This is a genomic window from Proteus penneri, from assembly GCF_003144535.1.
GTDB classification, from domain to species: Bacteria; Pseudomonadota; Gammaproteobacteria; order Enterobacterales; family Enterobacteriaceae; genus Proteus; species Proteus penneri.
Map to the genome: position 1 here is coordinate 19,361 of NZ_PHFJ01000017.1, position 24,219 is coordinate 43,579.

Sequence of the window (24,219 nt, forward strand, 5' to 3'; positions counted from 1 at the left end):
TAAATCTAATTGTTAGATTTATTTTGTCATTAATGTGTTAAATTCAGGTTAATCTCTATTCTGCCAGGGGCTGTTATGAAAGAACTTAAAAAACCCAATATATTAAACATTGATAACATCGCCCGTTCTCGATTATTTCAGATCCAATCCGTTAATCTGGAGTTCAGTAACGGGGAAAAACGCATTTATGAACGCATGAAACCAGCGAACCGTGAAGCAGTGATGATTGTTCCGATCATTGATGACAACCTTATCCTTATTCGTGAATACGCTGTAGGTATCGAAAATTATGATTTTGGTTTTCCCAAAGGCGCAATTGATCCTGGTGAAAATGCCCTACAAGCCGCCAACCGTGAACTAAAAGAAGAAATTGGCTATGGTGCCCACTCATTAATAGAACTTGCAAAGCTTTCTATGGCGCCATCTTACTTTTCTAGCAAAATGAACATTGTCATTGCGCATAATCTTTATCCAGAGCAACTCAAAGGGGATGAGCCTGAGCCACTGATCCAAATACGTTGGCCTATTGCAAAAATGATGGACTTACTCGATCACCCCGATTTTACAGAAGCTCGTAGCGTCAGTGCTCTTTTCTTAGCCCACCGCTATCTATTACAAAATAAATAGATAATAAAAAACCGGACTTTAACATCCGGTTTTTATTTTCGATTAATTAGAATAACTCGTTAGATTCGCCATTATCCTCAAAAATCTGTGTTCCTACTTCATTTTTTGCTCTTTCTGTCGGTTGAGTACCTTCAATAAAATATTCTTTCATTGAAGGACCATCACCCGCTAGTTTCCCTGTTTTTCTATCAATTTGAACAGCCACAACACCTTGTGGCATTGGCATCATATTAACAGGTACACCATCTAGAGCCACTTTCATAAAGTCGTTCCAAATAGGTTGGGCTGTTTTAGCCCCCGCTTCGCCACCACTAGCGGCAGTTCGACCTAAACTACGACTACTGTCATCAAAACCAATCCAAGCTGTGGCAACAATATTGGCACCATATCCAGAAAACCATGCATCTTTAGAACTGTTGGTGGTTCCTGTCTTACCACCAATGTCTTGACGTTTAAGATCACGAACTGCACGCCAACCTGTACCAGACCATCCCGGTTCACCCACTAGGTTTGTTCTTAATGCATCATGCATTAAGAAAGCGAGTGGTGTGCTGATAACGTGTGGCGCATAAGGGCTTTCTTTTACAGTCTCAGCTAACGGTGCTTGTTCTAATTCAATTTCAGGCGCAGCAACTACTGGCTGAGATTTATTAGATTGAGCAACGTTTTCCATATAGTCATCAGATAGAGCGATAGAACGCATGGTATCACCATAAATAACCGGTATATCTGTACAGTCTGGGCATGCTACTTTTGGCTCTGCAGTAAACAGCACTTCACCTTCTGCATTTTCAATACGTTGGATATAGTAAGGTTCAATTAAATATCCACCATTCGCCATCACAGCAAAACCGCGTACCATTTGCATTGGTGTAAATGATGGTGATCCTAATGCTAAAGATTCTGTTCTATCGATATTTTGATTAGGGAAACCAAAACGTAATAGATAATCAGCAGCATAATCCACCCCCATTGCGCGCATTGCACGTACCATCACCACATTTTTAGACTGACCTAAACCTTGACGTAAACGAATAGGACCGGCATAAGTTGGCGGTGAGTTTTTAGGACGCCAATCGGTACCTGCGCCCGCATCCCAACGGCTAATCGGTAAATCATTAAGCAGCGTCGATAACGTCAATCCTTTATCTAATGCTGCCGCATATAAGAAAGGTTTAATGTTCGAACCAACTTGGCGTAAAGATTGAGAAACTCGGTTAAATTTACTGATCTCAAAATCAAAACCACCAACAAGCGCAATAATCGCACCATTAATAGGATCTAATGCAACAAATGCCGCATTTACTCCTGGAAGCTGTGCTAATACCCAATTATTTTCGTTATTTTGACGTACCCATATTTGCTCGCCCACATGTACAACGGCATCAACTTTTGTTGGTGTTGGGCCTTGCGAGGTGTCAGAAATAAATTTACGTGCCCAACGCACCGCTTTTAAATCTAGCGTAATATTCTCGCCCGTTTTTAAGATAACTTTGGCTTCTTTCGCATCAGCAGATAACACAACAGCAGGAATTAAAGGACCATAAGTTTGGATCCCTTTTAATTTTTTGTTGATAGCTTCGTTATCCCATGGCGTTTGCCCTTCACGCCACAGAACTTCTTGAGCACCACGGTAACCATGGCGCATATCATAGTCTATCACATTGTCACGCAAGGCTTTTTCTGCTGCTAATTGATCTTTACGAATAATGGTAGTGTAAATTTTATAGCCATCGGTATAAGCATTTTCACCATAGCGCTCATACATTTCCATTCTCACCATTTCTGTTAGATAAGGTGCAGAGAAATCAATTTGCGGTGCATGGTATTTAGCAACAATAGGCTCGGCTCTTGCACTTTCATATTGTGCACGAGTGATATAGCTCTCTTCATACATGCGCTGTAAAACGATATTACGACGTTTTAAAGCACGATCATAAGAATACAGTGGGTTAAGCGTAGATGGTGCTTTCGGTAAACCAGCAATCACTGCCATTTCATTTAAGCTAAGCTCATGAACACTTTTACCAAAATACACATAAGCCGCAGCACCCACACCATAAGCTCGATTACCTAGATAAATTTTATTTAAATACAGTGCTAAAATTTCATCTTTAGTGAGCTCTTTCTCAATGCGGATCGCCAAAAAGGCTTCTTTTATTTTCCGCATTAATTTCTTTTCAGGTGTTAAAAAGAAATTTCGAGCTAATTGTTGCGTAATGGTACTCGCGCCTTGAGAGGCTTGTCCTGATGTTAATGCCACTACAACAGCACGCGAGATCCCAATAGGGTCAATACCGTGGTGTTCACGAAAACGTGTATCTTCTGTTGCGATAAAGGCATTAATCAGTTGAGGAGGCATCTCCTCCAATGTTAGCGGTAAGCGACGTTTTTCGCCGTATTGCGCGATCAACTCTCCGTCTGCACTAAATACCTGCATGGGGGTTTGTAAACGAACATCTTTTAATGTCGCGACATCGGGTAACTGAGGCTCAACATACTTATACATACCATATATCGAGGCTGCTCCCAAAATTATGCAAGCAAAAACGAAGATGAAAAAATATTTTAAGAACTTCACCTTAAATTTCCCATGTAGTGTGAATTGGGCGGTTTATCAACAAACAGTGTGTAGTATAAAGGTAACGCCTCTTTGAAAATAGGCAATTACTCATCAATAGATATGGATATCTCTTATGGAAACACACAATTATCAGATTGGTATTGAAATTAACACTCATCATATCAATGCAATTTTGATATTTCAGCAGAATAAACAATGGAAAATCAGTACATTTTGGCAATTCCCTTTACCTCTTAATGACGATTTTAATGATATAAAATTAAGAAAAATCCTAATGAATTGGCGTAAAAATTTACCCTTTATTAATAATGTTACGCTTTCTCTACCAGATAGTTATGAAAGCTATCAAATTATCCCACTGCCTCATGCAATTTCCCTTACATCAGCAGCATGTTATCGATTAGCACAACTACGAGCCACATCTTACACACAAAATACGAAAATCCCTGTTAATTTTGATTATCGACAGAATAAGGATAAACTCGCCATTCATCTGTGCCATAAAACGATTTTAGATAAGTATATTGACTTATTCTCTCAAATAAATTTAACAATAACGGCGATTGATACCCCTGCATGTGCACTGCGTTATTTAGCAACTTACCTTGACCTATCACCCCAAGATCAACTTTTACACTGTAAAAACAAAACACTACTCTGGGTATCATCTGATGAAAATATGCCTCATTACGGTACTCTCGCCTATGAAAACCAACAAGAGCAACAAACTTGTATTTACCAGTTAGTAGAAAAATATCATTGGTCACTAAAACAGTGTTACTTAGCAGGCGATAACGAAGAATATTTTAGCCAGTTGATGCCTATTTGGCCCAATCGTTCCCACAGCTTATTTGAAACAACGTCAGATAAAGATCTCATTCCACTTGTTGCTTTGGGTTTAGCATTACGCCCTGAAGAGGTGTTATGTATCAAATAAATTATCTCCCTTGGCGCCACAATTTATTTAAACAAAAAGCATTGTTATGGCTTTATCAAACGCTATCATTGGTCACGATCACTTTCGTTGTATGTAGCTATTACACCTACCATTTGGCACAAAAACGAACACTCATAACAGCGCAACAGCACCAGACTCAACAACAAGAAGATTTATTACTAAAACAACTCGATATATATCAAAAACAGAAAAAACAGACACTTTTACGCTATCAACACTATTCACTCTATTATCAAAACTGGTTACGCTATTTACATTACATTCGCTTCTTTCGAGCTATCGAAACACATCTTCCCGCAACCGGTTGGATTAGCCACTATGATGAGGCAGATAATCAACGTTCACTGCATCTCACTCTTCCCAATACACAATCACTCTCTTTTATTACCAACCTTAAAAGCCACCCTGTTTTAGCCTCTTTAGCGTTGAATTATTTACAACAAAGCAAAACTGATCCGTCTTACACAGAAGTACATTTAAACGGAAAATTAGAAAAACAAGAGCAATGGAGTGAAGAAGATGGGGAACATCAATGAAAATAAATGCACAATGGTTGTTACTTATTGCGTTTTTACCTAAGTGGAAACTCACTTTACTAAGCTTAATTATACCTTTTATTACCCTGCTAGTTTATTACCTCTTTATCTACACGGACTATCAGCAAGAAATAACCCAACAACACGTAGAAATGGCTCAAAGACGAAAGCGAATAGATCATCATCAAAACACGTTAAACACAATGCCATCAATTAATTCACTAATCACACAACAAATAGATTATGACATTCCATTCAATAACTCACCGGTTAGTGAGCAATTACAACACTTACTGATGACTTATCATTTTATACCAGAAATTTGGGAAAGCACGCCCAACTCGTTATATAAACTCACATTTACTTTGTCTTATTCTCAGTTTTTAACACTGTTGGAATGCCTCAATCAAACAAGTTTAGCACTTATTTCTCTGAATATTTTTCCAATAGAAAACTATCTAATTTCAGTACAAATGAGCCTTATAGAACTAAGTTATCCTCACACAATACAGGATGATATATCATGAAAATAGGTATTTTAATCGCCATATTATCTATGACAACCACCATTTGGGCTCACACCCGAGATCCCTTTTTTCCTCAGAACATCAATAATGAAAAGATATCATCTACCTTTATTGAAGAACGAACATCAGCGACAGAGCAATCTGAAGAATTGCATCACCAACTTTATCCTTTAAATTATGCTGATGCTGAGAGACTAGGTGAGCAACTCACTAATCACACTATTCCATTACTGAGTCAGCAAGGGCGGGTTATTATTGATAGAGAAGCAAATAGTCTTTCAATTATTGATAATAGTAAAACACTGTCTGAAATAGAAGATTGGCTAAAACTACGAGACACCCCACAACAACAAGTTCACATCACAGCGCATATTGTCAGTAGCAGTCAGGATGCTTTAAATGAATTAGGCACTCAATGGGGGTTACAAGCATTAAAAACACAAACCGAAGCAACATCTACAACAGTATCTAATACGATTTCAGCAACCTCCTCACTTAATTCGGCGCTATCAACACCTTCACTCTCTGCATTATCACTCCATCAAAACACCAAAAATCCCCTTCACTATATTGCATTCAACATTGCCAGAATCAATGGACGCCTATTAGAGCTTGAATTAAGCGCGTTAGAACAAGAGAAACAATTATCTATTATTGCAAGTCCCCGGCTAACAACCGCTCATGAAAAAACAGCATCCATAAAACAAGGAACGGAGATCCCCTATGTCAGTCGAGATAATGAAATTACACAAGTTCAATTTAAAGAGGCTGTCTTGGGTATGGAAGTCACACCCATTATTCAAAGAAATAAAAAGATAAGGTTAATACTTAAAATTAGTCAAAACACACCGGGCATTGCACTTGTTCAAAGTGGAAGTGAACATCTGTCTATTGATAAACAAGAGATCAGCACAGAAGTGGCGATTCGTGATGGAGAAACCATTATGTTAGGAGGTATATTTCAGCAGAAACAGCAAGAACACACGGCAAAGATACCCTTCTTATCCTCGATTCCTTTACTTGGCGTACTTTTCAGTCATAAAAGAGATCAACACAGTCGTCATGAATTGGTTATTTTTATTACACCCAAATTAATCTAATTTTTTATGTGAAAAGTAACTTCATTATAAAATACAATTAATTACATGTTTTTTACTAAGATTAAATTGAGAGTTATTCATTGTTTTTTCTTATAATCTGTATTTATAGATTTGACGATGAGGACGATTTAGCTTACAAGGGTTAGCTAATTTGAGTGAGCCTGAAACATCACAATAAAAATACGGATACATTTTATGCACTTCCTCTATTCTTGGAGGTAGGGCTTTTTATATGTAATATTGATCGCTTGATGACGAAAAAGACAATATTATCAGATGCGGTTTTCCGACTAAATTGTGTTAGAATCTCCGCATTGCCAACAAAGATAATTACTTTTTAGTAGTTTTTGTTATGTACTGTGGGCAAAGGGATTTTTATCCTATGTTGTCACTTATGACAGCATGTGGTTATTTTATAGCGATCTACTGAAAGAACTCAGTCTTATTATGAGAGTAGATAACAAATGTTATCAGGCGTGAATTAGATAAACACTCATAAATTTCAGTTTAGGTCCCGTCGCTGAATGAATTTGGCGGGGCGGGTTATCATTAACGAATATCTTAGTAATACCAAAAACATGGCAGAGAAACGTAATATCTTTCTGGTTGGGCCTATGGGTGCCGGCAAAAGCACTATTGGTCGTCAGTTAGCTCAACAACTTAGTATGGAGTTTTATGATTCCGATCAGGAAATTGAGCGGCGTACAGGTGCGGATGTAGGTTGGGTATTTGATGTTGAAGGCGAAGAAGGCTTCCGTCAACGAGAAGAAAAAATAATCAACGAACTTACTGAAAAACAAGGCATTGTACTTGCAACAGGGGGTGGTTCGGTGAAATCGCGAGAAACCCGTAACAGACTATCTGCACGTGGTGTGGTTGTTTATTTAGAAACCAACATTGAAAAACAACTCGCTCGTACCCAACGTGATAAAAAACGTCCTTTATTGCAAGGTGTTGAACCTGTGCGTGATGTCTTAGAGACATTAGCTGAAGAACGTAATCCTCTTTATGAAGAGATTGCTGACATCACTATTCATACTGATGATCAGAGTGCAAAAATTGTAGCCAATCAAATAATTGAATTATTAGAACAAAACTAATACATTCAGCTATTTATAAGGTTAAGTAAAGACAATAAGAAGAAGGCCACTGTTATGGAAAAAATCACTGTCACATTAGGTGAAAGAAGCTATCCCATTACCATCGCTTCTGGCCTTTTTCATCAAGAAGATACCTTTTTACCATTAAAGTCAGGGCAGCAAGTGATGATCGTCACAAACGTGACGCTTGCTCCACTCTATTTAGAAAAGGTAACAGACACCTTAAAAAAACAAGGTGTTTTGGTTGATAGCGTAATTTTGCCTGATGGCGAACAATATAAATCGCTTGAGATCATGAATGATGTCTTTACTGCATTATTAGAAAAAAATCACAATCGAGATACAACACTTATCGCATTAGGCGGTGGTGTTATTGGTGATCTAACTGGTTTTGCTGCAGCAAGCTATCAACGTGGTGTTCGCTTTATCCAAGTACCAACAACACTATTGTCACAAGTCGATTCTTCTGTAGGTGGAAAAACCGCGGTTAATCATCCTCTTGGCAAAAATATGATTGGTGCGTTTTATCAGCCCGCTTCTGTGGTTATCGATCTCGATTGTCTTGCCACATTACCACCTCGAGAGCTTTCATCGGGTTTAGCTGAAGTTATTAAATATGGCATCATTTTAGATAAAGACTTTTTTATCTGGCTTGAAAATAATATTGATAAACTCTTAGCTCTTGATCCTAAAGCCATGGCATTTTGTATCCGTCGTTGCTGTGAGCTAAAAGCTGACGTTGTTGCCGCTGATGAAAAAGAAACAAGTGGTTTGCGCGCACTACTCAACCTTGGCCATACCTATGGACACGCCATTGAAGCGCATATGGGATATGGTGTTTGGTTGCATGGTGAAGCCGTTGCCGCAGGCATGGTAATGGCGGCAAGGACATCTCAAGCACTTGGTCAATTCACTGAAGAAGAGACTCAACGTGTTATTCAATTGCTTGAGAAAGCCAACCTCCCCGTCAATGGCCCTATTGAAATGACACCTGATGACTATTTACCTCATATGATGAGAGATAAAAAAGTATCTGGTGGCAAATTACACCTTGTTTTACCAAAAGGTATCGGTCAATCCGAATTACGTGCCGATATTACTCGCGAACAAGTCCACAAAGCGATAACATCTTGCATTAATGCAAATTAAGCACCCCATTACCTGACCAGAAATAAACCAGAATATTCATTTAAGGAAAATTCTGGTTAATATTGTCAAATGCAACGTTTCAGAAAAAGCGTTTCATCCTTATACTATGAGGTAATGGCTAAGCTGAATAGAATATTTTTCGCTTTTTGACGCTCTGACGGAGGGCATAATGGACGAGTTCAAACCTGATAATGAAACCAAGGGTAATAATTCACTCAAACCTGATACATCGGATAGGCCTGAACGTCGAACCAATCGACCTCGTAGCAATCCATTAAAAAATGCTCGATTCTCTGTATCCCGTCAACAGATGATGATTGGTGTCGGTGTTTTAGTCCTGATTCTGCTAATTATCGCAATAAGCTCAGCATTAAAATCACCAGAAACAACTGAACCAGCACCTTCAACCAATACAGAAAGAAATATCGATCTATCTCAACAACCGTCATCCGTTACGCCTTCAGAAAATGGTCAGCCATCGACTCCTCAATCTATTTCTGGGCAAGAGATACAGCCAGCAACACCACCTTCACAAAACTTACCACCAATGATTGATTCACAAGGTCAACGTGTTGAGATCCCTGGAGATATCGTTGATTCTTTAAATCAACAACAAGCGGGCATCAATCAAGCGGCTAATCAGCAATTAAACGCACAACAACCAAAACCGGAACAACCTGTTACACAAGCCCCCGTCACCAAACCAGTACAACCCGTACAGAAACCGGCTGAAGTAAAAACACCACCGACAAAACCAGTAACACCACCAGCAACAACGCAACCTAAACCAGCAACAACTAAACCGGTTGTTTCAGGCTCATTATCTGCTGGCAATTTAAATTCTATTCCAGCTGCAAATTATACATTGCAATTAAGTGGCGCAAGTCGCCAAGATACCTTGGAAGCTTTCGCTAAAAAGAACCTAAATGGAAACTACGCTATCTATAAAACTCAGCGTAATGGTAACCCTTGGTATGTACTCATCTATGGTAACTATCGTAATATAAGCGAAGCTAAACAGGCTGTTTCTTCATTACCAGCACCGGTACAAGCGAAACAACCATGGGTTAGACCGATGAAACATGTTCATCAGGATCTAAAAAAATAATTAAGACGAGGTTCACCGCTGATATGCTGTCTGAAACAGAGTACAATCGGCGACTCTGAAACGATTGAGAAATTTGGACGGCATGAAAAAAAAACGCGCATTCCTAAAATGGGCTGGTGGTAAATATCCTTTGGTAGATGACATTAAACGTCATCTGCCTGAGGGTAATTGTTTAATTGAACCTTTTATGGGTGCTGGTTCTGTTTTTCTAAATACAGAATACGATTCATATATTCTTGCCGATATAAATAGTGATCTAATTCATCTCTATAACACGGTAAAGCAATATCCTGAAAAATTTATGAAGGATGCCCGCTTATTATTTACCCCTCAAATGAATATCGCAGAGGAATTTTATCAACTACGACAAGAGTTTAATCGCTCAACTGATCCTTATCAGCGTAGTGTCCTATTTCTCTATCTTAACCGTCATTGCTACAATGGGTTATGTCGTTATAATTCCAAAGGTGAATATAACGTCCCTTTTGGCCGTTACAAAAAACCTTATTTTCCTGAAATAGAGTTAATTTGGTTTTCTGAAAAAGCACAAAAAGCCGAATTTGTTTGCCAAAGCTATTCATCAACGATGACTAATGCAGAAAAAGGTGCTGTCGTTTATTGCGATCCGCCTTATGCGCCATTATCACCGACTGCAAATTTCACGTCATACCATACAAATAGCTTTAGTTTTCAAGAGCAAGAACATCTGGCTCAACTTGCCTCAATGCTGGCTTACGAGAGACAGATACCCGTGTTAATATCAAACCATGAGACTGCGTTGACAAAAACGTGGTATGTGAACGCAAAAGAGCTACACAGTGTGAAAGTCCGAAGAACAATCAGTAGCAACACACTTGGTCGTAGCAAAGTGAACGAATTACTTGCCTTATATAAATAATCGTTAACACTTCCCGACAATGGGAGTGTTGTCTGGAGAATGCGATGAAAGATTTTCTGATTGCCCCTTCTATTTTATCTGCTGATTTTGCTCGCCTGGGTGAAGATACTGAAAAAGTACTCGCTGCAGGCGCTGATGTTGTCCACTTTGATGTTATGGATAACCACTATGTTCCTAATCTGACCTTTGGTGCGCCAATTTGTAAGGCATTGCGCAACTACGGTATTACAGCCCCCATTGATGTTCACCTAATGGTAAAGCCCGTTGATCGCATCATCCCTGATTTTGCAGAAGCAGGCGCAACTTATATTTCATTTCATGCAGAAGCCAGTGACCACGTTGACCGTACCATTCAATTAATCAAAGATTGTGGTTGTAAAGCGGGCTTAGTGCTTAATCCAGCAACCCCATTAAACTATCTCGACTATGTTATGGATAAATTAGATCTTATCCTGCTGATGTCTGTTAACCCTGGTTTTGGTGGCCAATCATTTATTCCTAACACTCTCGATAAATTACGCCAAGTTCGTAAGATGATTGATGATGGTGGTTATGACATTCGTTTAGAAATAGATGGCGGTGTCAAAGTCGATAATATTGCTGAAATTGCCCAAGCGGGTGCAGATATGTTTGTTGCTGGTTCGGCTATTTTCAATCAGCCTGACTATAAACATGTTATCGACAATATGCGCCGTGAATTAAAAAAGGTATCGTAATGACAGATAAAAAACTCAAAGGTATCCGTGCTATCGCCTTTGATCTCGATGGCACACTCACCGACAGCGCTGTAGGGCTTACAGAAGCAACGGATTACGCATTAAAAGCAAAAGGCTTTCCTCCTGCTGGAAAACATAACGTCACTATTTGGGTGGGTAATGGCGTTGATATGCTACTTACGCGTGCTTTGCATAATGCTGGCGTTGAGGATGTCACTGAAACCTTATTAAAAGAAATGCGTGATCTTTTTGATGAACATTATGCAACTTCCGTCAAAACAGGCAGTGATTTATTCCCACACGTTAAAGAAACCCTTGAAGTATTAGCTTCACATAATATTCCATTAGGTATCGTCACCAATAAACCGTCACCATTTATCGCTCCACTATTACAACAACTGGAAATTGATAAGTATTTCTCCTTGGTGCTAGGAGGAGACGATGTTAAAGAAAAAAAACCGCATCCAGCACCATTATATTTAACAATGGGTACATTTGGTGTTAAAAAGGAAGAACTCCTTTTTGTTGGGGATTCTCGCAACGATATTATTGCAGCACAAGAGGCACAATGCCCTTGCGTAGGTTTAACCTATGGCTATAACTACGGCGTATCTATTGCAGACAGCAAACCTGATTTTACTCTCGATAATTTTGCTGATTTGCTCTCTATCCTCGATATCACGCCAATGACAACTGTGGAACAGAATTAAAATGACGACTTCAGTAGAAAAAACGGCACAAAAGCCAATTGTATTCAGTGGTGCACAACCTTCTGGTGAATTAACTATCGGAAATTATATGGGTGCGCTACGTCAATGGGTACAAATGCAAGATGACTATGATTGTATTTACTGTATCGTTGACCAACACGCTATTACAGTACGCCAAGATCCTAAAGAGCTAAGAAAAAGAACCTTAGATACACTCGCTCTGTACCTTGCTTGCGGTATTGATCCAGAAAAAAGCACTATTTTTGTTCAGTCACATGTTCCACAACATGCACAATTAAGCTGGGCACTTAACTGCTATACCTATTTTGGTGAATTGAGCCGAATGACTCAATTTAAAGATAAGTCAGCGCGTCATGCTGAAAATATCAATGCAGGGTTGTTCGATTATCCTGTATTAATGGCAGCCGATATTCTGATTTATCAAACAAACCAAGTCCCTGTTGGTATCGATCAAAAACAACATCTTGAATTAAGCCGTGATATTGCTCAGCGCTTTAACGCTATTTATGGCGATATCTTCACTGTACCCGATCCTTTTATTCCAAAAGGTGGTGCGCGTGTGATGGCATTACAAGATCCAACTAAAAAAATGTCTAAGTCTGATGATAACCGTAATAACGTTATCGCATTGCTTGAAGATCCTAAATCAGCAGCTAAAAAGATCAAACGTGCAATGACAGACTCAGAAGAGCCACCTCGTGTTATTTACGATCTTGAAAATAAAGCGGGTGTATCTAACTTATTAGATATTTTAGCGGGTGTAACAGGTAAAACTATTCCTGAATTAGAAGCTGAATTTGAAGACAAAATGTACGGTCATCTAAAAGGTGCTGTCGCAGATGCGGTCTCTGAAATGCTAACCGACATTCAAGAACGATTTAACACATTCCGTAATGATGAAGCATTACTTAATAAAATAATGAAAGAAGGTGCAGATAAAGCTAAAGCTCGCGCTCAAGCAACCTTAGACAAGGTTTATGACGCAATCGGGTTTATTGCTCATCCGTAATTTCCTTTTAATACATAAAAAACACCTCTCTTATTTTGAACTGACCCCAGTTCATTTTTAGAGAGGTGTTTCTTTTTATTCCTTAAACAAGCGTCGATTAAAACTTTCAATAGTTTGATTTTGCAATCTTAACTGCATAGTCTTGCTCCAACTCGCAGATAATCCTGCGGCACTTAATAACCGACGATAAAGTTCTTCATCAAAAGGCATATGAAAAGCAATTGAAATCGCCTCTTTCACAGAAACATCACTGTTTCTTGAAACCAAAATAAGAGGATGATGGCTACCGGTTTCTCCTGTACTCACAACTCGGTATAACCAACCACAATAACCACTATCTTGCATAATTTGCGAAAAATTACTGACGTCTGTCACCGTGTTAAGTTTATAGCAAGGAGAGCGAGGCTGAGTAACTTGAATTAATGTGGTTCCCCATTGATAAATATCACCAATAAAAACATTTTCTTCTGTCATGCCTGTTGTTGAGATATTTTCACCAAATGCAGGAGCATGAAAAAAATCCGTCAATTGTGGGAATTGCTCAGCCCAATAAAGATAGTGTTCTTTAGGATAGTGACAAAGTGCGCGATCAGGGCCACCGTGAAAACTCTTTTCAGCTTGCTCATCTCCTTCTAATCCCAACGAAGTGAGTTTGATATGACCGTCCACCAGCCTTTTGGTGATCGCACTGGTAAATCCATTAGACGTTGTTGTGATGCTGCCGATAAAAACACTAGGAAAATAACGCATGGCTCACTACCTAAACAGAAAACAATGCCCCATAGTAAAGAGAGTGTTCAAAAGAAACAATGCCGACATATGTCGGCATTGAAAATATAAAAAGAAAGGAAGCTATTTACTCAATTATGCTTTACTTTGAAAACGTTTTTGCGCTTCATCCCAGTTAACGACGGACCAAAACGCTTTAATATAATCAGGGCGACGATTTTGATATTTCAAGTAGTAAGCATGCTCCCACACATCTAACCCTATAATTGGGTAACCAGATGCGCCAGCTAACTCTTCACCCATTAATGGGCTATCTTGGTTTGCTGTAGAAACTACCGCAAGTTTGCCATCGTCTTTTAATACCAGCCAAGCCCAACCAGAACCGAAACGGCTAGCTGCTGCTTTTTCAAATAACTCTTTAAAAGCCTCAACGCTACCAAAATCGCGCTCAATCGCCTCTTTTAGTGAACCTTGTAATTGAGTACCTAGCTTCAGCCCTTTCCAGAATAATGAATGGTTAGAGTGACCACCTGCGTTATTACGTAAGAATGTACGTTGATCAGCAGATACTTTATGAAGATTTTTAACTAATTCATCAATTTCTAAGCCAGCAAGCTCAGGTAATTTTTCTAATGCTGTATTGGTATTATTCACATAAGTTTGATGATGCTTAGTGTGGTGAATTTCCATTGTACGCTCATCAAAATGAGGTTCTAACGCATCATAAGCATAAGGCAGTGCAGGTAATGTATAGCTCATATTAATCTCCAGTGCTGTTTTATCTTGGATCACACCATGTGATTTATCTTTTCATTTCATTATAGTGAAAAAAACGTTAATGAAAATCATTATCATATCCATGTTGTTATTGTGGTTTTTTTATCCAGCACGGTTAAATTAATTTTCATAGTATATTATTTTAATTATAAAGCCTTCTATTAAACAATAATCCTATTAAACGAGAAAATAGTAGATTAATCATTCATCACTAGCTTTCGCACTATTTGAACATTCCATAAAAAGCATTTCCATTAATTCGTGATCTTCTGCGCAAAAAAGAAACAATCTTTATTTCCCCTCTTTTGTTAACGACTTTTTGACATAGTATTAACAATAGTGAGGAGAACTATTATGACAAAAATAAACCAACATCATATTCCTGCAAGCATTGCAGAACACGCCCTGATCAATAAAGAGCAATACCAAAAAGACTATGAATTATCTATCAAAAACCCCGAGGCCTTTTGGGCAGATAAGGGGAAAATCGTTGACTGGATAAAGCCATATACTGTGGTAAAAAATACATCCTTTGACCCAGGCCATGTACGCATTCGCTGGTTTGAAGATGGACAACTAAACATCAGCCAAAACTGCCTTGATCGCCATCTTAAAACACGAGGTGATCAAGTCGCCATTATTTGGGAAGGTGATTCACCTAATGAGTCAAAAAAAATTACTTACCGACAACTTCACCACGATGTTTGCCAATTCGCTAACGTATTAAAAAACTTAGGTATTAAAAAAGGCGATGTCGTGGCGATTTATATGCCTATGGTGCCAGAAGCCGCAGTCGCTATGCTTGCTTGTACTCGTATTGGTGCTATCCATTCTGTTATTTTTGGTGGTTTCTCCCCTGAAGCGGTTGCTGGCCGGATCATAGACTCAAAAGCTAAATTAGTCATTACAGCTGATGAGGGATTACGAGCGGGTCGCGCTATTCCTTTAAAGAAAAATGTTGATGATGCATTAAACCACGCCGATATTCCGCCGATTAATCACGTAGTGGTATTTCGCCGCACAGGACATACCGAACAATGGATTGATGGACGTGATGTTTGGTGGGATGAAATCATCCAAGATGTCAGTACAGAATGTGAAGTCGAAGTTATGGATGCAGAAGATCCTCTCTTTATTCTGTATACCTCAGGTTCAACAGGCAAACCTAAAGGTGTACTGCACACTACAGGGGGCTATCTCGTTTATGCTTCAATGACCTTTAAATACACCTTTGATTATCATGAAGGCGATATTTATTGGTGTACCGCTGATGTGGGTTGGGTAACAGGCCATAGCTACTTACTGTATGGCCCACTTTCAAATGGTGCGACTACGGTTATGTTTGAAGGTGTTCCTAATTACCCATCAGTTAACCGTATGGCTCAAATCGTTGATAAGCACCAAATCAACATTCTGTACACAGCCCCTACCGCAATTCGTGCGCTAATGGCTGAAGGCGATAAAGCGATTGAAGATACTCAACGCACCTCTCTACGGATCCTTGGCTCTGTAGGTGAACCTATTAATCCGGAAGCCTGGGAATGGTTCTATCAGAAAATGGGACGTAGCCAATGCCCGATTGTTGATACATGGTGGCAAACAGAAACGGGTGGTTTCATGATAACCCCACTACCGGGTGCTATGGATTTAAAACCGGGTTCAGCAACACGCCCATTCTTCGGCGTTCAACCTGCCATTGTCGATAATATGGGAGAAGTACAGCAAGGGGCTTGTGAAGGCAACTTAGTGATTACTGATTCTTGGCCGGGTCAAGCAAGAACACTTTTTGGTGATCACGATCGTTTTGAACAAACTTACTTCTCAACCTTTAAAGGTATGTATTTCTCTGGTGATGGAGCGCGCCGAGATGATGATGGTGACTATTGGATAACAGGACGTGTTGATGATGTCTTGAATATTTCAGGTCACCGTTTAGGAACAGCAGAGATTGAATCTGCTCTTGTTGCACATCCTAAAATTGCAGAAGCCGCAGTAGTGGGTATTCCTCACAATATTAAAGGACAAGCCATTTATGCTTATGTCACTTTAAATCACGGTGAAGAACCAACCCCTGAACTTTATACTGAAGTTCGCAACTGGGTACGTAAAGAAATTGGACCAATAGCGACACCAGATATCCTACATTGGACAGATTCCTTACCTAAAACACGATCAGGGAAAATTATGCGCCGAATCTTGCGCAAAATTGCCTCTGGTGACACAACTAACCTCGGAGATACCTCAACACTCGCTGATCCGGGTGTTGTAGAGAAACTGTTAGAAGAAAAACAGTCTCTATCACTCACCGCTTAATACACAACAAAATAGCTGTCATTTAAAAAACGTAATACGACAAAGCAAAGACATGAAAATGTCTTTGCTGGGCGCTCTTACCTAAAAATCATGAAATGCAGGGGATTGAAGCCTCTAAATCAAGTGATAAACCAAACAATTATATAGAGGAGAACTCTGATGAATGCCAATATTTATCAAGAGATAGAAAACAACCCTCGCTTTAAAGAACTGGTTAATAAACGTAGTCGTTTTTCATGGACACTTTCAATTATTACGCTCGTTATGTATGTCTCGTTTATCTTACTTATTGCATTCTATCCACAGTGGTTAGGTACACCACTATATGAAGGAAGCTACATTACACGAGGTATTCCTATTGGTATTGGCTTAATTATTGCCTCATTTCTATTAACAGGTATTTACGTAATCAAAGCTAATACTGAATTTGACAAACTTACCGCTGAAGTTATTGAAGAGGTAGAAAAATGAGAAATTTACTCTATGCAATAAGCTTATTTTTCCTTTCTTCAACAGTGGCTTATGCCGCTGCAATAACAGAAGGAGGTGAAAAACAACCGATGAATATTCAGGCTATTATTATGTTTCTGATATTTGTCGGATTAACGCTTTATATTACTTATTGGGCCTCTAAACGTACTCGTTCACGTTCAGATTACTATACAGCTGGAGGGAAAATTACTGGCTTTCAAAATGGGATGGCAATTGCCGGTGATTTTATGTCTGCCGCATCCTTTTTAGGGATCTCCGCTCTGGTTTATACCTCGGGTTATGATGGACTTATCTATTCAATTGGATTTCTAATTGGTTGGCCTATCATTCTTTTTATCATTGCTGAACGCTTACGTAATTTAGGACGTTATACCTTTGCGGATGTTGTTTCGTATCGCTTAAGCCCTAAACCTGTAAGAACTCTCTCTGCTATTGGATCACTGGTTGTCGTTGCCCTTTATCTAATTGCACAAATGGTGGGTGCCGGAAAATTAATCGAACTCCTTTTCGGTTTAAACTACCATATTGCTGTTGTGCTTGTTGGTATTCTAATGGTGCTATATGTTTTATTTGGAGGCATGTTAGCCACCACTTGGGTTCAAATAATTAAAGCTATTTTATTACTTGCAGGTGCAAGTTTTATGGCTGTTATGGTGATGAAAGCTGCCGATTTCAATTTCAATACCTTATTTAAAGAAGCCGTTAGTGTTCACTCAAAAGGGTTCTCTATCATGAGCCCTGGTGGATTGGTTTCCGATCCTATATCGGCTCTCTCTTTAGGTCTTGCTTTAATGTTTGGTACAGCGGGACTTCCTCATATCATCATGCGCTTCTTTACTGTTAGCGATGCAAAAGAAGCCCGTAAGAGTGTTTTCTATGCAACAGGTTTTATTGGTTATTTCTATATTCTTACTTTTATCATTGGTTTCGGCGCTATCTTACTCGTTAGCCCTAATCCTATGTTCAAAGATGCCACTGGCGCTTTAATTGGCGGAACCAATATGGCGGCCGTTCACTTAGCGGATGCAGTCGGCGGTAATTTCTTCTTAGGCTTTATTTCAGCTGTTGCCTTCGCCACTATTTTAGCCGTTGTTGCGGGACTAACTTTAGCGGGGGCTTCTGCGGTATCGCATGACCTCTACGCTAATGTAATTAAAAATGGCCATGCAGATGAAAGACAAGAGCTAAAAGTATCTAAAATTACTGTAGTTATCTTAGGTATCGTCGCTATCGGTTTAGGTATTTTATTTGAAAAGCAAAATATTGCCTTTATGGTGGGGTTAGCATTCTCAATTGCGGCAAGCTGTAACTTCCCAATCATATTGTTATCTATGTATTGGAAAGGACTTACAACACGAGGAGCCGTGGCAGGAGGATGGTCTGGTTTACTCGTTGCTGTCACGTTGATGATCTTAGGGCCAACAATTTGGGTTAGTATTTTAGGTCATGAAAAACCAATCTACCCTTATGAATATCCGGCATTATTTTCAATAATTATTGCTTTTATTATCTCATGGCTTTTCTCTATTACAGATAAATCATCTTTAGGTGAGCAAGAAAAAGCAAAATTCCAAGCTCAGTTTATCCGTTCTCAAATTGGCTTGGGTATTGAGCAAGGTAAACAACACTAACAGCTAGAAATAATGTAATCTTTCTTAATAAAAAGAGCCGCAAAGTGAATTCCAACTTTGGGGCTCTTCAATTCCAATCAATTATCATAAAAACCGTGCTCCTATTTCTATCATTTACTTATTTATAATATTTTTAAGCTTTAACTACATATCTATACGATTATTTATATAACTTATTATCAACTACTCTACCAGTATAAAGAGAAAAATAAAATAAATTAAAATCAATTAATTACAAACAAAAAGTAAACATAATTTATTTATCATATAACTTATTAATAAAGCTAAAGTGCCCAAAATAATGAGAAAGAAGCATAATAGTATCAATTTCAGACACACTTCAGACAAACAAGGCTTGTATTGTCAAAAAGTAAATGATTAACTTTTTATTTTATATAAAAAGAGATGGTAGTTTTTAAATAGATTATGTCTTGGCAAACTCATTACGCACTTTTATTTTTCTTATCTATAGCACCTGCAGCATTGGGTGGTTCAACGCTGTATATAGAACAAAAAATCTATATTGTTCTCATTGGTTGGCTACTTATGCTGATGTGTAGTGGCATTTATCGTTACTTTTTGGGAAAAATAATAACCTTTGTTATTAGTGCGCTATGGTCTTTAAACCTTTCTATTTCTCTATTTTTCTATCGTGAACATGATATTGCTTTTTCATCATCCATTGCTGAAACTTTTATTAATACTAACAGTAGCGAAACTGTCGGTATGCTCTCTTATAATAAGTACTATGTATTATTTTATATATGTGCTTTTGCCGTTTACTATTTTTTTATCCATAAAGCGGCTCAAGTATCTGATCTAAAAACGACAAAAAAAAGTGTAACTGCTTTTGTTATATTAATCGCCATTATTCCATTTTATAAAAGCTTAGCATTAAGAAACGACAACAATAGTAAATTACTTGCAGAATATACTCTTCTGAATACACCTTTTTATAATGCAGCAGCACTTGTCCGAACTCTCCACGAAAATCGCAAAATTAGAAGAATTCCTTCTCAAAAAGTTGAGTTCCAATATAATAAAAATAGTGATAATACAGAAATTTACATCCTAATTATTGGAGAATCCGTTCGCAGAGATCATCTAGGAATTTATGGCTATCAGCACAATACAACACCTAATCTAATGAAAGAAAAGAGTCATCTTATTTTATTCAATCAAGTTTATTCTCCGGCGCCAGTAACCATTCTTTCTGTACCAATTTCACTCTCAAATATAGGATTAGAACAGTTACAAGATAAAAATCATTATGCTGATAATATTGTTTCCCTTGCCAATCATGCCGGATTTAAAACATATTGGCTAAGTAACCAAGGTGAAGGTAATCAAAAAACCAGTGTTATTTCTGTCATTGCGAATATGGCCCAAAATAAAAAGTGGAATGAATTTATCGGTTATGATGAAGAGCTACTTCCTTATTTAGATAGCGCTCTTAATGAACCCTCTGCACAGAAAAAATTAATCATCTTACATACATATGGTAGCCATGAGCCGGCCTGTAATCGATTTCCCAATCGGTATTTAAAGAAATTCACGCAAGAAGATGATGATAATTGCTATGACAGCTCTATCGCTTATACAGATAAATTAATTAATGACATCATTGAAAGAGTCAAAGATAAGCCAGCTTCTATTCTCTATTTTTCCGATCATGCTTTACAGCGTCTCGATAAGAATAGAGAGGTTCGTTATCATCATGGCGTAAATACACCACGTAAAGAAGCTTACGATATCCCGTTGTTTATTTGGTATAGCCCCTCAACAACAAAACCAATCATTAGTAATGAGGTGTTAAGCAAACCTTATTCAACAGCAAATAATTATTGGTTATTAAGTAGTTGGCTTGGTATAGAACATCACTCACCAAATAAATGCTATTCACCCTTAGCTGATTGCTATCAGCCGAGATCCCCCATCATGGTCATTGATGGTAATAAAAATCTCTTAAAATATGATTTATTAAGTTCAGAAGAACAAGAGCCACAATAATATATGGCTCCTTACAAAGAATTATTAGCAATCTTCAATCACTATATAAATGGCATTTAAAGAACCATGAACACCAACAACTTTAATTAATTCAATATCAGAGGTACAACTTGGTCCACTGATAATATTAATACAAGAAGGCATTCGGACATCTTTTGCTGCTAGTTGATGAAGTTTTTCCGCTAATTGTGCAACTCTTGGTAAAATGGTACTCCTCTTAATAACAAAGAGTGTTGTTTCTGGGATCAAACTAACACTACGTCCTTTATCTGCTCCAGAAAATAAAACAACGCCCCCTGATTCAGCAAGTCCATATTCGGCAAAGACAATCCCCACTTTAGCATTTTTTACATGTTCAATATTTTCTGCACCAACATGGTGATCCCACACACTAACATCACAATGTTGAGATAATAAATCAATAACACCACTTTCTTTTAAACGAGGATCACCCGTCAATATCACTGATGAACCATATTTATTACATAGTGCAAGTAAGCACTGAGGTAAGGCTTCTTGTGTCGTTGTCTCATAATCACTGCCTGCTAATTTAGCGGTATTAAGAAAATATTGATATCGTTCCTCTTCCGATAATTCAGTTAATCTTTCTTCCGGATATGTATTTATTGGTGTTGGTAATGAGTCAGGTATTGTTTTTAATGGTCTTCCTAACTGAGAAGCTAAATGAGATAGGAATGTATGTTTATTATTCATCTCTTATTTCTCCTCTTTTTGATGTTTTTTAAACCAACTACGGAAACTTTCACCATCACCTTGTGGCAAGTTTCTTGCTTCAGTCCACACTTTTAATGCACCTATATTTAAAGGCGTTTTCCCCTCTTTAATAAACCACCTTGCAGCATGAGCTCCCCAATTCATACCAACTTTCCATAATGTAGGATGACGATTTACATAGTTAAATATATCGGTGATCGTACGCTCCGTTGTTGGTGTGATTTTTTCCTTAACCATCACATCTCTATGTTTTTTAATTAAGTTGGATAGTGGGATTTTTACAGGACATACAGAATCACAGGCGGTACATAATGAACACACATAAGGAAGGTTTTTAAAATCTTTATAACCACCTAATAAAGGGGTTAAAACAGCACCAACCGGGCCTGGATAAATAGAGCCGTATCCTTGGCCACCAATATGGCGGTAAGCAGGACAAGTATTCATACAGGCCCCACAACGAATACAACGCAAAATATCTTTAAATTCGGAGCCGATAATTCTTGAACGCCCATTATCAACAATAACAAGATGAAAATCTTCAGGGCCATCAACATTATCTTTTTCTCTAGGCCCTGTAAGCCATGTGTTATAGCCCGTTAAACGTAATCCAACGGCACTGCGTGCTAACATGGTAATAAGAATATCCACCTCTTTAAATGTCGGTGCGATACGCTCCATACCCATCACAGCTATATGTGTTTTAGGTAATGTAGTGCTTAAGCGAGCATTACCTTCATTAGTCACTAAACAAACTGAACCCGTCTCTGCAACTGCAAAGTTACAACCCGTTACACCAATATCGGCAGTAAAAAAATCGTCTCTAATATTTTGACGAACAAAACGAGTCATTTCTTCTGGTGTATCAGAGCCGTTATATCCCAATTTATCATGGAATATTTGACGAATTTGTTCTCTATTTTTATGAATAGCAGGTACAACAACATGCGAAGGCGCATCTTTGGCTTGCTGGAGTATAAATTCTGCTAAATCGGTTTCAATAACTTTAATACCTGCATTCTCTAATGCGGTATTCATACCGATTTCTTCAGTTACCATTGATTTAGCTTTAACAACTTTCTTTGCTTTTTTTTCTTTAGCTACACTGAGAATATATTGCGTTGCTTCTTCTTTTGTTTTAGCAAAGAAAACATGCCCACCATGTTCTTCTACTTTTTCAGATAATTGGTATAAATAAGCATCCAAGTTAACAAGCACATGATCTCGAATTTGCGCTGCTCTATCTCTCCAATCTTCCCAATGTCCAAGATCATCAACCATCTTTTGCCGATTTTTACCAATAGTTTCTTGTGCATTAGCAACGGCTTTTTGCATAACTTCATCATGTACTTGGCGATCGATAAGATCTTTAAAAGGAATAGAACTCGTTCTTAACGACATAATTCCTCCTCATGACTCATCAAGACCTGTGCAATATGTAACACTTTAACAGGGCGTCCTTCTCGCTCTAAACGTCCACCAATATTTAGAAGACAGCTAACATCTGCACCAATTAAATAATCAGGTTTAACATCCATAATATGGTGTACTTTTTCTTTTACCATTTCTCCTGAAATTTCGGCCATTTTGACTGAGAATGTCCCCCCGAAACCACAGCACGTTTCCATATCTTCAAAAGGTAATAATTCAAGACCTTTTACATGCTGTAATAATTTAATAGGTTCTTCTTTAACGCCCATTTTACGAAATAGGCTACAAGATGGGTGATAAACAGCTTTACCTTTAAGACTGGCGCCGACATCAAGAACACCAAGCTGATTTACAATAAAAGAAGTTAAATCAAACATTCTGTTAGCTATTTTTTCAGCTCGCATAGCCCAATCAGGTTCATTAGCTAAATATTTGGAATAACCTTTGATTGCATAAGTACAAGATCCCGCTGGAGAAATAATTGGATAATCATTAACTTCGAAGGTTTCAATAAATTTTTTCATAGCTGGTTTTGCGTTCTCAATATAACCACTATTAATAGCGGGTTGACCACAACAACCTTGTTTTTCAAGAAAATGAACCCGACAACCTAATTTTTCTAGCAGTAATACGCTGTCTCTTGCCATATGGGATTTTAGAGCATCCCCAATACATGTGACATAAAAATTAATATCCATACATTTGCTCCTATTGCTTATCTTTTATACAAAATAGTTTACTGACCGCCATTTATTTATCGTTATATTTGTATGACAATTAATATTGTCACAAAAATGATGTTAAATATATGTTTAATTCTATGTTTTTTTATAATTTGAATCGGTATATAAAACTAATCTAGGTATAGAAATAGGATGGAATAAATTGTTTTAAATAAAAACAATTTATTAAAAAGAAATGGAATAGAGGATTAAAAAATAAAAACTCCAAACGCAAAAAAGCCAACCCATTGGGTTGGCTTTCTCGTCTTAATTAATGCCTGGCAGTTCCCTACTCTCACATGGGGAGACCCCACACTACCATCGGCGCTACAACGT

Annotated in this window: 22 protein-coding genes; 16 read left to right on the plus strand and 6 right to left on the minus strand. The window is 38.1% G+C overall.

Annotated features, from left to right (window positions below):
* The first annotated feature begins 75 nt into the window (after positions 1-75).
* On the plus strand, positions 76-627 hold the full coding sequence (gene nudE / locus CUB63_RS16910) for an ADP compounds hydrolase NudE (RefSeq protein ID WP_006534397.1): 552 nt from the start codon (positions 76-78) through the stop codon (positions 625-627).
* Between the two features lie 46 nt (positions 628-673).
* Here nudE and mrcA read toward each other — a convergent pair whose 3' ends face one another.
* The gene (mrcA, locus tag CUB63_RS16915) at positions 674-3,208 is read right to left on the minus strand and encodes a peptidoglycan glycosyltransferase/peptidoglycan DD-transpeptidase MrcA (RefSeq protein ID WP_109848560.1); all 2,535 of its coding nucleotides are present in this window, start codon (positions 3,206-3,208) and stop codon (positions 674-676) included.
* 115 nt (positions 3,209-3,323) lie between these two features.
* Here mrcA and CUB63_RS16920 point away from each other — a divergent pair, with 115 nt between their 5' ends.
* The 11 genes from CUB63_RS16920 (at position 3,324) to trpS (ending at position 13,043) form a co-directional block, all read left to right on the plus strand.
* Positions 3,324-4,148 (plus strand): hypothetical protein, encoded by an 825-nt coding sequence (locus CUB63_RS16920; RefSeq protein ID WP_109848561.1) that lies wholly within the window; start codon positions 3,324-3,326, stop codon positions 4,146-4,148.
* Entirely contained in the window at positions 4,136-4,705 is a 570-nt protein-coding gene (locus tag CUB63_RS16925) for a fimbrial assembly protein (protein ID WP_109848562.1), read from the plus strand. Before CUB63_RS16920 ends, CUB63_RS16925 begins: the two co-directional genes overlap by 13 nt.
* Positions 4,702-5,232 (plus strand): hypothetical protein, encoded by a 531-nt coding sequence (locus tag CUB63_RS16930; RefSeq protein WP_006534389.1) that lies wholly within the window; start codon positions 4,702-4,704, stop codon positions 5,230-5,232. Before CUB63_RS16925 ends, CUB63_RS16930 begins: the two co-directional genes overlap by 4 nt.
* Positions 5,229-6,332 (plus strand): type IV pilus secretin PilQ, encoded by a 1,104-nt coding sequence (gene pilQ / locus CUB63_RS16935; protein WP_006534388.1) that lies wholly within the window; start codon positions 5,229-5,231, stop codon positions 6,330-6,332. The genes CUB63_RS16930 and pilQ overlap by 4 nt, the downstream gene beginning before the upstream one ends.
* 578 nt (positions 6,333-6,910) lie before the next feature.
* Positions 6,911-7,432, plus strand: a complete 522-nt coding sequence (aroK, locus tag CUB63_RS16940) for a shikimate kinase AroK (RefSeq protein WP_036914409.1) — start codon at positions 6,911-6,913, stop codon at positions 7,430-7,432.
* A gap of 54 nt (positions 7,433-7,486) precedes the next feature.
* A complete protein-coding gene (gene aroB / locus CUB63_RS16945) occupies positions 7,487-8,581 on the plus strand; it encodes a 3-dehydroquinate synthase (RefSeq protein WP_072065037.1) in 1,095 nt (364 codons plus the stop codon).
* A 169-nt stretch (positions 8,582-8,750) separates the two neighbouring features.
* A complete protein-coding gene (locus tag CUB63_RS16950; RefSeq protein WP_072065038.1) occupies positions 8,751-9,689 on the plus strand; it encodes an SPOR domain-containing protein in 939 nt (312 codons plus the stop codon).
* Positions 9,690-9,771: 82 nt separating this feature from the next.
* Positions 9,772-10,587 (plus strand): adenine-specific DNA-methyltransferase, encoded by an 816-nt coding sequence (dam, locus tag CUB63_RS16955; RefSeq protein WP_072065039.1) that lies wholly within the window; start codon positions 9,772-9,774, stop codon positions 10,585-10,587.
* 44 nt (positions 10,588-10,631) lie between these two features.
* Complete coding sequence (gene rpe, locus CUB63_RS16960; protein ID WP_006534381.1) at positions 10,632-11,303, plus strand: ribulose-phosphate 3-epimerase; 672 nt, start codon at positions 10,632-10,634, stop codon at positions 11,301-11,303.
* Positions 11,303-12,013 carry a phosphoglycolate phosphatase gene (locus CUB63_RS16965; protein ID WP_072065040.1) on the plus strand — a complete coding sequence of 237 codons (711 nt, stop codon included), beginning with the start codon at positions 11,303-11,305 and terminating at the stop codon, positions 12,011-12,013. The genes rpe and CUB63_RS16965 overlap by 1 nt, the downstream gene beginning before the upstream one ends.
* A gap of 1 nt (position 12,014) precedes the next feature.
* Positions 12,015-13,043 carry a tryptophan--tRNA ligase gene (gene trpS, locus CUB63_RS16970; RefSeq protein WP_109848563.1) on the plus strand — a complete coding sequence of 343 codons (1,029 nt, stop codon included), beginning with the start codon at positions 12,015-12,017 and terminating at the stop codon, positions 13,041-13,043.
* A gap of 75 nt (positions 13,044-13,118) precedes the next feature.
* Here the strand turns inward: trpS and yiiM are convergent, their stop codons facing one another.
* Positions 13,119-13,793, minus strand: a complete 675-nt coding sequence (yiiM, locus tag CUB63_RS16975) for a 6-hydroxyaminopurine reductase (RefSeq protein WP_006534376.1) — start codon at positions 13,791-13,793, stop codon at positions 13,119-13,121.
* Positions 13,794-13,907: 114 nt separating this feature from the next.
* Positions 13,908-14,531: a superoxide dismutase [Mn] gene (gene sodA / locus CUB63_RS16980; protein ID WP_109848564.1), complete on the minus strand. Its 624-nt coding sequence runs from the start codon at positions 14,529-14,531 to the stop codon at positions 13,908-13,910.
* 372 nt (positions 14,532-14,903) lie between these two features.
* On the opposite strand from sodA, the gene acs reads away from it, so the two are divergent.
* The 4 genes from acs to CUB63_RS17000 all read left to right on the plus strand — a co-directional run bounded on the left by acs (position 14,904) and on the right by CUB63_RS17000 (position 20,995).
* Positions 14,904-16,862 carry an acetate--CoA ligase gene (acs, locus tag CUB63_RS16985; RefSeq protein WP_109848565.1) on the plus strand — a complete coding sequence of 653 codons (1,959 nt, stop codon included), beginning with the start codon at positions 14,904-14,906 and terminating at the stop codon, positions 16,860-16,862.
* A gap of 159 nt (positions 16,863-17,021) precedes the next feature.
* On the plus strand, positions 17,022-17,333 hold the full coding sequence (locus tag CUB63_RS16990) for a DUF485 domain-containing protein (protein ID WP_006534371.1): 312 nt from the start codon (positions 17,022-17,024) through the stop codon (positions 17,331-17,333).
* Positions 17,330-18,985 carry a cation acetate symporter gene (locus CUB63_RS16995; protein WP_109848566.1) on the plus strand — a complete coding sequence of 552 codons (1,656 nt, stop codon included), beginning with the start codon at positions 17,330-17,332 and terminating at the stop codon, positions 18,983-18,985. Before CUB63_RS16990 ends, CUB63_RS16995 begins: the two co-directional genes overlap by 4 nt.
* 426 nt (positions 18,986-19,411) lie before the next feature.
* Positions 19,412-20,995, plus strand: coding sequence for a phosphoethanolamine transferase (locus CUB63_RS17000; protein ID WP_109848567.1), 1,584 nt, complete (start codon positions 19,412-19,414; stop codon positions 20,993-20,995).
* A 24-nt stretch (positions 20,996-21,019) separates the two neighbouring features.
* Here the strand turns inward: CUB63_RS17000 and CUB63_RS17005 are convergent, their stop codons facing one another.
* Genes CUB63_RS17005 through CUB63_RS17015 form a run of 3 tightly spaced genes read right to left on the minus strand, consistent with a single transcriptional unit; the run spans position 21,020 to position 23,859 of the window.
* The gene (locus tag CUB63_RS17005) at positions 21,020-21,709 is read right to left on the minus strand and encodes a LutC/YkgG family protein (RefSeq protein ID WP_006534368.1); all 690 of its coding nucleotides are present in this window, start codon (positions 21,707-21,709) and stop codon (positions 21,020-21,022) included.
* 3 nt (positions 21,710-21,712) lie between these two features.
* Positions 21,713-23,131: a LutB/LldF family L-lactate oxidation iron-sulfur protein gene (locus tag CUB63_RS17010; RefSeq protein WP_109848568.1), complete on the minus strand. Its 1,419-nt coding sequence runs from the start codon at positions 23,129-23,131 to the stop codon at positions 21,713-21,715.
* On the minus strand, positions 23,122-23,859 hold the full coding sequence (locus CUB63_RS17015) for a (Fe-S)-binding protein (RefSeq protein ID WP_072065048.1): 738 nt from the start codon (positions 23,857-23,859) through the stop codon (positions 23,122-23,124). Before CUB63_RS17015 ends, CUB63_RS17010 begins: the two co-directional genes overlap by 10 nt.
* Positions 23,860-24,219 lie beyond the last annotated feature (360 nt).